The 9,194-nt window shown below is 42.7% G+C and carries 12 protein-coding genes; 2 read left to right on the plus strand and 10 right to left on the minus strand.

Annotation, left to right across the window (positions count from 1 at the left end):
• Positions 1-2: 2 nt before the first annotated feature.
• The 10 genes from rfaE2 to atpB all read right to left on the minus strand — a co-directional run bounded on the left by rfaE2 (position 3) and on the right by atpB (position 8,497).
• Positions 3-428, minus strand: coding sequence for a D-glycero-beta-D-manno-heptose 1-phosphate adenylyltransferase (rfaE2, locus tag HY805_03585; protein MBI4823296.1), 426 nt, complete (start codon positions 426-428; stop codon positions 3-5).
• A 41-nt stretch (positions 429-469) separates the two neighbouring features.
• Positions 470-919 carry an NUDIX hydrolase gene (locus HY805_03590; GenBank protein MBI4823297.1) on the minus strand — a complete coding sequence of 150 codons (450 nt, stop codon included), beginning with the start codon at positions 917-919 and terminating at the stop codon, positions 470-472.
• 11 nt (positions 920-930) lie between these two features.
• Positions 931-2,001, minus strand: a complete 1,071-nt coding sequence (rseP, locus tag HY805_03595; protein MBI4823298.1) for an RIP metalloprotease RseP — start codon at positions 1,999-2,001, stop codon at positions 931-933.
• The gene (locus HY805_03600) at positions 2,001-3,167 is read right to left on the minus strand and encodes a 1-deoxy-D-xylulose-5-phosphate reductoisomerase (GenBank protein ID MBI4823299.1); all 1,167 of its coding nucleotides are present in this window, start codon (positions 3,165-3,167) and stop codon (positions 2,001-2,003) included. Before HY805_03600 ends, rseP begins: the two co-directional genes overlap by 1 nt.
• Before the next feature lie 77 nt (positions 3,168-3,244).
• Complete coding sequence (locus tag HY805_03605) at positions 3,245-3,640, minus strand: DUF4418 family protein (protein MBI4823300.1); 396 nt, start codon at positions 3,638-3,640, stop codon at positions 3,245-3,247.
• Positions 3,637-5,178 carry an L-aspartate oxidase gene (gene nadB / locus HY805_03610; protein MBI4823301.1) on the minus strand — a complete coding sequence of 514 codons (1,542 nt, stop codon included), beginning with the start codon at positions 5,176-5,178 and terminating at the stop codon, positions 3,637-3,639. The genes HY805_03605 and nadB overlap by 4 nt, the downstream gene beginning before the upstream one ends.
• Positions 5,175-5,837 carry a GMP/IMP nucleotidase gene (gene yrfG, locus HY805_03615; GenBank protein MBI4823302.1) on the minus strand — a complete coding sequence of 221 codons (663 nt, stop codon included), beginning with the start codon at positions 5,835-5,837 and terminating at the stop codon, positions 5,175-5,177. The genes nadB and yrfG overlap by 4 nt, the downstream gene beginning before the upstream one ends.
• Before the next feature lie 83 nt (positions 5,838-5,920).
• A complete protein-coding gene (locus HY805_03620) occupies positions 5,921-7,276 on the minus strand; it encodes a sensor domain-containing diguanylate cyclase (GenBank protein MBI4823303.1) in 1,356 nt (451 codons plus the stop codon).
• A 132-nt stretch (positions 7,277-7,408) separates the two neighbouring features.
• Positions 7,409-7,789, minus strand: a complete 381-nt coding sequence (gene atpE / locus HY805_03625; protein MBI4823304.1) for an ATP synthase F0 subunit C — start codon at positions 7,787-7,789, stop codon at positions 7,409-7,411.
• 24 nt (positions 7,790-7,813) lie between these two features.
• Positions 7,814-8,497 carry a F0F1 ATP synthase subunit A gene (gene atpB / locus HY805_03630; GenBank protein MBI4823305.1) on the minus strand — a complete coding sequence of 228 codons (684 nt, stop codon included), beginning with the start codon at positions 8,495-8,497 and terminating at the stop codon, positions 7,814-7,816.
• A 131-nt stretch (positions 8,498-8,628) separates the two neighbouring features.
• Between atpB and ndhC the strand changes: the two genes are divergently transcribed.
• Positions 8,629-8,991, plus strand: a complete 363-nt coding sequence (gene ndhC / locus HY805_03635; GenBank protein ID MBI4823306.1) for an NADH-quinone oxidoreductase subunit A — start codon at positions 8,629-8,631, stop codon at positions 8,989-8,991.
• 7 nt (positions 8,992-8,998) lie between these two features.
• Positions 8,999-9,194, plus strand: a 196-nt coding sequence (locus HY805_03640) for a hypothetical protein (GenBank protein ID MBI4823307.1), incomplete at its 3' end; no start/stop codon positions are given.

Below are 9,194 nucleotides of genomic sequence, written 5' to 3' on the forward strand. Positions count from 1 at the left end.
GGCTAAAAGGTATTTTTTAATGCCTGTATCTTTTCGATTATCCCTGTTGTAGAGGCACCTTCTATATAAGGAAGGCTCACGGTCTGACTGACAAGGTCTGAGCCCACAACCTCCTCCTTCTTCCAGTCGCCACCCTTGACAAGCACATCGGGTCTAAGGAGTTTTATCAGCTCATAAGGAGTATCCTCCTCAAAGACAGTGACATAATCCACCATCTCTAAAGCCGAAACAACCTCTATGCGCTCTACCTGAGGAGTAACAGGCCTTCCGGGCTTTATCCTCGAGACCGATTTGTCGGAGTTTACCGCTACTATAAGAACATCTCCTAATTTTTTTGCCTCCCTGAGATACCTTATATGTCCAATATGAATAATATCGAAACAGCCGTTTGTAAAGACCACCTTTTTGCCCCTTGACTTTGCATCCATAAGAGATGATTTGAGCTCGTCGTGATTCAGCACCCTACCCACTATATAGCCCCTTTGGCAGAGGGCACTGCCCTCTCGAGAATCATCTTTTTTGCCTTCTCCATCGTCTCCCTATCTCCTTTATAGGAAAGCATGTTAATAGCCTCATCTATTGGAAACCATCTGGACTTATCAACCTCACGGTCATGGTCTTCTGTTGTGCCACTTATGTAGCTCATAAGATAATAATGAACTGTCTTTTTACACCTTGCGTTTTCTTCTCTCATAAAATACCAGTAAGATATATCGCCTATCTTGTCGATAAGCCTTCCGTTTAAGCCTGTCTCCTCTTTTACCTCTCTCATGGCAGTGCTTTCAGGGGTCTCTCCTTTGTCAATAATGCCTTTTGGCAGACTCCAGATATTACCTCCCTTTATGGCAATAAGGGCAACCTCTATACTTCCATCTGCCTCTTTAAATACGACTCCACCTGATGAGACCTGTATCTTCAACCTCGAGGGCTTCATGGAAGGCCCTTTCCTTCAAAAAGCCTCATTATGTCGTTGTAAAGGGCAAATGCCATAAGTGTGATAATAACAGCAAGCCCTATCCTCTGGGCAATGAGCATTGTGCGCTCATCGAGAGGCTTTCTTCTTATAGCCTCTATGCCCAAAAACATTATATGTCCGCCATCGAGCACTGGAATAGGAAGCAGATTAAGGATTCCTAAGTTTACGCTTATTATAGCCATGAAGGTAAAGAAATTCAGCACTCCCCTCGATGCCTGCTCTCCTGCCATCTGCACTATGAGTATAGGTCCTCCGATTGTCTCGGCAGGTATGACCCTCTGCAAAAGCTTTATAACCGATATGATTGTAAGTGCAGTGACCTCATATGTCTTAATAAACCCGTTTTTGACTGCATCGGGGACACCGAAACGCTTTATAAATGTATTTCCCAACGGCTTTATGCCAATGAGCCCAATTTCATTTTCCTCGCCAAATATATTTTTAACTACCTTTCTTTCAGGCACTATTTTTAATGAGATAATGTCTTGTCCTCTTTTTATCTTAAGGTCAAGACCTTTCTCTGGGCTTCCGTGTATTATGCCTGTCATCTCATCCCACTCGGTTATATTTTCTGCATTTATCCCTATGACCCTGTCGCCTTTTTGAATTCCTGCATGGCTTGCTGGAGAATCCTCGATGACCTCTCCGACATCAGGATAAAGAATAGGGATGCCGTTTGCAAATATAAAAATAAAAATGACTACTGCAAATAACATATTGAAAAGAGGCCCTGAAAACAATATCCAGAACCTTTTTCTGACAGGCTGAAGGTTATATGCAAATGCCTTTTCCTCTTCCTTTAGTGTAACGCCCTGTTCTTCCCCAAGCATCTTCACATATCCGCCGAGTGGAAATGCCGATATGAGATACTCCGTATCTCCAACCTTTCTTCCGATAACCTTTGGCCCAAAGCCTAAGGAAAACTTCAAAACCCTTACACCCATGAGCTTTGCAAAGAGAAAGTGTCCAAGCTCATGCACGAATATCAGGATTCCTAATAAGACGATTGCCAGAAGAAATGTCATTATGTCTTCCTAAACACCCTTTCTTTAGAGCCGATAAGGTCTCCTGAGAGTTTTCTTGCCCAATTGTCAGCCTCTATGACAGATTCGATGCCTGTTATGTCTTTCTTTGTATGCGACCTGATTGTATCTTTTATTATAGCAGGAATATCGTTAAACCCGATTCTTCTTTTAAGAAAAGCCTCAACTGCCACCTCGTTTGCGGCATTAAGCACAGCAGGAACTGTTCCGCCCATCCTGAGTGCTTTGTATGCATAAGAAAGGCATGGGAAACCTTCTGGGTCAGGTGACATAAAAGTTAGTTTTCCCACATCCGAAAGGTCAAGAGGAGGTATTACATCATTGAGTCTTTCGGGATACGAAAGGGCATAGGCAATAGGTGCTTTCATATCAGGCAGAGACATCTGAGCTATATTACATCCGTCATTTAGCTCTACGATAGAGTGTATTATGCTTTCGGGATGGATGAGGACCTTTATCTTAGAAGGCTCTATGCCAAAAAGATAATGTGCCTCCATGACCTCAAAGCCTTTATTCATGAGTGTTGCGGAATCCACTGTGATTTTTCTGCCCATCTTCCAGCTTGGATGCCTGAGTGCATCCTCTACTGTTACATTTATAAGCTCGTTTTTTTGCATGCCTATGAAAGGCCCGCCTGATGCAGTAAGGACGATTCTCCTTACATCCTTAATGTTTTTTCCTTCGAGGCACTGGAGAATCGCACTGTGCTCGCTGTCAACAGGAAGAATCCTTACATTTCTTTTTTTTGCCTCTGCCATAACAATCTCACCTGCTGAAACGAGGGATTCTTTATTGGCAAGCCCTATGGTCTTACCTGCCCTTATAGCAGAAAGGGTTGGGACCAACCCGGCAAAGCCAACAATGGCAGAAAGGACAAAATCCGATTTTTTGTATCCAGCTACTCTTTTGATTCCCTCGGTTCCTTCAAAGACTGAGACCAAGGTTTGCCTTTTTATCGCATCAGCTGATTTGCCATCTAAGACGGCAACTATCTCGGGCTTAAACTCTTTTATCTGATTAAGAAGCAACCTGTGGTTACATCCTGCTGTAAGTCCTACGACCCTAAAGCTATCCCTATGCCTTCGGATGACATTAAGGGCACTTCTTCCTATAGAGCCTGTTGAGCCTAATATAGTTATTCGTTTCATGGAAAATGCAATTGATATTATAACGCATTTCACCCTCTTATGACATCAAGGGCTTCCATATTTCATGTAAGTTGAGCCTATGAAGGCTTCCTCGATGAGCCAAAAACGACTCCTACAGACGATATAATCGCAAGGATGCCTCCAAGCAGTCTTAACATAGGCACTGTTCCGTAGTTACAGGGCATAGAAGGGCTTTTACAGTAGCCAATAGCCTCTGGTATGAGGATAACCGATAAGGCACTGATAAACGATACAAACATTAGCCATCTCAGGGTCTCAGTGGATTTCGAGAAAAATACTCCGATGGCTATGGAAAGGATTATGCCTCCAAGAAACATCTCTGAAACGCCCATATATGTGCAAGCCATTCTTGACTTCCCAGTAAACTCGCATACCGGAAGGATATACTTTGGCGTAAGAAGGACAGATCCGCCTACTATAAAAAGCACTGTGCCAAACACCCTGTTTTTCATAATTTTTCGTCTTTTTTGGGTGTAATGTGTTTCTGCCAGTTCTTACCCTTATTTGGAAAATCGCTTCTATAGTGTGCTCCTACAGAGCCTTCCCTTAGAAGTGCGGCATCTGTTATAAGGTTAGCCACCTCGAGCATGTTTTTAAGCTCAAGCTCACGCCTTGTAAGAAACTGCTTATCGAGTATATAAGACCACTCCGAGAGTTTTTTCTTTGCAGTAGTTAGAGAATCCTTGCACCTTATAATGCCAACCTTTTCCCACATGAGTTTTCTTAGCTCTCCTCTAATCACATCGTGTGCAGGGATTGAGTGAAATATAAAATCTCTGACCTTTGCCTTTGGCGTTCTTATGCCTAAAAACCCTCTTAAGACTGCCTCACCTGCCCTTTTTCCATAGACAAGTCCCTCGAGCAGGCTATTGCTTGCAAGCCTGTTTGCTCCATGAACACCTGTGCATGCTGCCTCGCCTGCGGCAAAAAGCCCTTTTATGTTCGTTCTTCCATAGATATTGGTCTTAACCCCACCCATCACATAATGTGCCGCAGGACACACCGGGATTAGGTCATTTGTTATATTGCAGTCAAACTGAAGGCATGTGCTATAGATTCTCGGAAACCTCTTTTTTATAAAGCCTGCCTTTAGGTGTGTGAGGTCAAGGTATACATGAGTGCTTTTGGTTTTAAACATTTCTGTAATTATTGCCCTTGAGACAACATCCCTCGGTGCAAGTTCTGCCATTGGATGGTATCTCTTCATAAAAAGTTTTCCTTTTATGTTTCTAAGGAGACCGCCCTCTCCTCTCATTGCCTCACTAAGAAGGAAATGCGGTGCAGATGGAAGATAAAGGCTTGTTGGATGAAACTGTATAAACTCCATGTCCTCGAGCCTTGCCCCTGCCCTATAGGCTATTGCCATGCCATCTCCTGTTGCAACCTGAGGGTTCGTGGTTATAGAGAAGATCTGTCCTCCTCCGCCTGTAGCAAGAATCGTAGCCCTTGAAAACACTGCTAAGACCTCTCTGTCCCTCAAGACATATGCACCAATGCATGTGCCATCATGCATAATCAGGTCAACTGCCATTGAAAACGCAGACCTTTTTATAGATGTAAAAGACCTGACCTTATTAAGAAGAACCCTTGTAAGTTCCTTACCAGTTGCATCTCCGTGGGCATGAAGGATTCTTTTTCTTGTGTGTGCCGCCTCAAGAGTGAATGCAAGCCTTGAGCCTTCTTTATCGAACTTAGCACCCCATGAGATAAGCTCAAGGATTCTTTGAGGACCCTCCTCAACTAAAATCCTTACTGCTTCTTTTCTACAAAGCCCATCACCTGCTTTAAGTGTGTCCCTGTAATGAATTCCTACCTCGTCTTCATCGCTTAAGGCAACTGCAATACCGCCCTGTGCATAACCAGTTGTGCTTTCCGATGGGATGTCCTTTGTGACAACGAGGACCTCTCCATGAGGGGCAAGCTTTATTGCGGCACTCAGACCTGCCACACCGCTTCCGATTATTAGAAAATCCGTGTATTCCTTATTCATAACCCTTCCATAAGTTCCTTAAAATCCGATATGAAAGGGAATTCTGCAGAAGGTTTTTTCCTTTCCTTTGAATTTGCTCCTGTCTTAAGGAGGATGTATTTTATGCCGTATCTTTTTGCAGTTCTGAGAATCTCCTCTGTGTCATCTATAAAAAGGCTCCTTCCCTTGTCAAATCCAAGCAAAGCCTCTGCCTTTTCCCAGAACTCAATGCTTTCTTTTGGGTATCCGAGGTCAAATGAGGCAACCACTGAATCGAAATACCTTCCTATACCTGTTTTTTTGAATTTAATATCAATTGACTTGTAATGGGCATTTGTGACAAGAAAAACCTTTTTTCTATGCCTTTTTAATGTCATTAGGAAGTCTTCCACATGGGGATGAACCTCAACAAGGTGTTTTATCTGCTCCTTCAGTGCAGGTATGTCAAGCTCAAGCTCCCCTGACCAGAAATCAATATCAGTCCAGTTAAGAGTGCCCTCATGCCTTTTATACTTTACGAGCAGTTCTTTTTTTGCCTTTCCAAAGGTGATATTGTTTTTCTCTGCATATTTTTCAGGCACAAGGTGCTCCCAGAAGTAATCATCAAAATACTTGTCAAGGAGTGTGCCGTCCATGTCGAGAAGGATGTATTTTATGTCTTTAAAAGAGATGTGTTTCATCCTGCTAAATAGTTTAACAGTTTTAAGAAAAGATTGGTGAACCGCCAAAAGATTTGAATTTTTTAGAAAAAACTAAGGAAGGCTTAATATTCCTCGGTAGTCCACATATCCCTTGAGAACCTTACTGTCTGGTTTCTGCCACCGTCTTTTGCCATATAAAGGGCAATGTCTGAGAACTTTATCGACTGCCAGAAATTTGGGGTATCTTTCGGGAATTCCGAAATACCTATGCTGATGGTTTTCTGTATAAAGCCTCGGGGCATTTTTACCCTTGTAGCTTCAATCTTTTTCCTGATTTTCTCGGCAATATCCATCGAATCTCCGTCTTTTATATCCTGAAGAACAGCTAAGAACTCCTCGCCTCCGAATCTCACAACAATATCGGATGCCCTCACAGAGTCCTTTATGATGTTTGCTGTTTCTTTCAATACTATATCGCCCACATCATGGCCATAGGTGTCATTGACCTCCTTGAAGAAGTCTAAATCGCACATAAGAAGCCCCAGACCCTCGCCTCTTCTTCGAACAGTTGCCACAAGGGTCTCTGAGTATTCCTCGATGAATCTCCTGTTATAAAGCCCTGTCATCGAGTCCTTGAGGGAGGACTCCTTAAGTGTATCCATTAGTCTTTTTGCCTCAAGCACAGGCAAAGCTTCTTTTATATACTTATGTGCCTTTAAAACCCTCTTTTCCATTTCATTGGGAGAGGAGTTGAACTCAAATACAAACTGCGTGATACCTCCTGTGCTGTCTCCTATTATCATGGGCACACAGACATACTGTCTATCCGATGACTTAAGAAACTGCCTGCATATATCAGGGTAACTAAATGAAGAGACAATATCGCCTGTCTTTTTTGCCCTACAGAGATTACAGTTTACGAGAATGTCCTTGTTGCAGATGTCTTCTATCTCTTTTGAGGACACATTCATGGGTCTCATCAGGTTTTTGCTGTTTGAGACCTCGTATATCTGGAAAGAGTCAAGACCTAAAGAGTGGAAGGCATTTCCGAGCCTAATGTAGATGTCTTGTGGAGTGTCGTCTTCTTCTATGACCTTTTTAAAGGAATTCATGTCATGGATTGTATCTAAGAGCTTATTGAAGCGAGTCGAAAGCATGCCGATTTCATCGTTTGTGGTAATAACTATCTTTTTAGTCAGGTCAATATCGCCCCCTATAAAGGTTTCTATCTGGTCTATCATTGCATTTATGGGCTTTGTAAGGGACCTCGAAATCCAGAATGCAAATAGCAAAAGTAGGAGTATGGCTATAACTGCCACTAAAAGTATCAGTTCTCTTGAGACAGGGTCATCTGTGGCAATAAAACCGATTGCCGCAATAAGCACAAACCACAAGGCAACCCCAGAAGAAAAAAGCAGGAACTTCTTTTTGATTGGCATGTTGGAGAATGTAATAAAGTTGATCAATCGTGTGAGCATGTCTGTGTCACCTTTAGCATTCTTCCCCCTAAAGTTGTAGTTATTATAACAATCCGATTTAGACATTGTAAATAAAAATTTTTATCGGTTTGATTGCTAAAGGGGCAGGCATAGCCTGCCCCTTTAAGAGTATTATTTTAGGATTTTGAAAGGATCCACGAAGAAAACAATCAAAACCACGACGAGGGCGTAAATAGCAAGCGACTCAATCATCGCCAAACCGATGATGAGCGTTGTCGTGATTTTACCGGATGCCCCTGGGTTTCTGGCAACTCCCTCACATGCCCTGCTTAAGCCGAGTCCCTGAGCAATGGCAGCTCCAAAGGCAGCAACGCCTATTGCTATTCCACAGCCAAGAACAGCCATGGCAAAGTAATTTAGCTTGGCATCGGATACCGGAGCGGCCACTGCTTCTGCTGGAGCCGTTGTTCCTGCTGCCTCGGCAAAAACAAACGGCACAAGCATCATGCACAAAACCATGCTCAGAAGTGTAGCTGAAACGATTTTTCTCATGCAGTTTCCTCCTTTCTTATTAGATTAATGTGCCTCTTCTACAGCGCCTGCAAGATAAAGCGTTGTAAGGAGTGTGAACACAAATGCCTGAACGACACTAACAAGCACGCCCAGACCTAATATAATCATTGGAGCTATAATAGGTGCAATCATTGCCAGAACGAAAAGTATTATATGCTTTGCAACCATGTTTCCAAAAAGCCTCACAGAAAGCGTAAGAGGCCTTGCCAGATGCCCGATGCCCTCTATGAAGAACATCAATATCATAAGAGGTAATGCCATGATAGAGCGAATAGGACCTAAGAAATGCTTGAAATAGGAAAAGCCATGAGCCCTGAGACCAAAAAAGTGGGTTGCCAGAAACACCGGTATTGCCATAGATGCCGTCATATTTATATTACTCGTTGGGGATGCAAACCCTGGAATCAGACCCATGAAATTGCATACGAGAATATACATAAACAGCGTCCCTATCAAGGGGAAAAGCGGTTTTCCCCAGTGATGCCCGATATTGTCCTCTGCAAGCTTAAGCATTCCCTCTGCCACTGTTTCAACCACATTCTGAGTGCCCCTCGGCACAAGTCTGAGCGCCCCCCTTATGGCAAGCGAAACACCTATGAGGATTATGGATGCAAGAAACGCATACGAAACATAAGGCGGAACCTTATGCTGGTCTATTATTAAATCCATCAATACAGGTTCTGTCATAAAATTACCTCCGCAGAAGAAAATTAGTCTATCATACTTAAGGTGTCCCTTAAAGTCAAGCACTATTTATTAACATGTCTTAATTTTTTAGTTGACACTTTAGTGCGGTTTGAGTATAAATAATATCCGTTATGTTTGTTGCAAAAGAATATTTACCGATTCTCGTATTTATGCTCATTGCAGTTGCCTTTGGACTTGGGGCATTGCTCGTAGGCAGTATCTTCAGACCAAGAAGGCCCTACCCTGAAAAACTCATGCCCTATGAATCAGGCAACCCTCCTGTTGGAGAGCCGAGATACAGGTTCTCTGTGAAGTTCTATATAATTGCAATGCTTTTTGTCGTATTCGATGTCGAAGCAGTATTCCTTTATCCATGGGCAATAGTGTTTGGCAAGATAGGGCTTTATGCATTTATAGAGATGATGATTTTTATAGGCATCCTCCTCGTTGGATATATCTATGCATGGAGAAAGGATGCATTTAAGTGGGATTAGAAGAAAGATGCTTTATTTAAAGAGGTATTTATTCCTTGCATTCGTGCTTTCTGTCCTTATGTCACCAAACTTACTTTTTGCAGAAGAGCTTTTAAATACCTGTAATTCCAATCCTGCATCCTATCTTCAGGTAGCATCAGGAGGAGGAAGTAATACCTGTTCTTTATCCATCTCAGGTCCCGATGAGGTTACAAGACAAGGAA

Source organism: Nitrospirota bacterium (genome assembly GCA_016207905.1).
In the GTDB taxonomy this organism is placed as follows: Bacteria; Nitrospirota; Thermodesulfovibrionia; order Thermodesulfovibrionales; family JdFR-86; genus JACQZC01.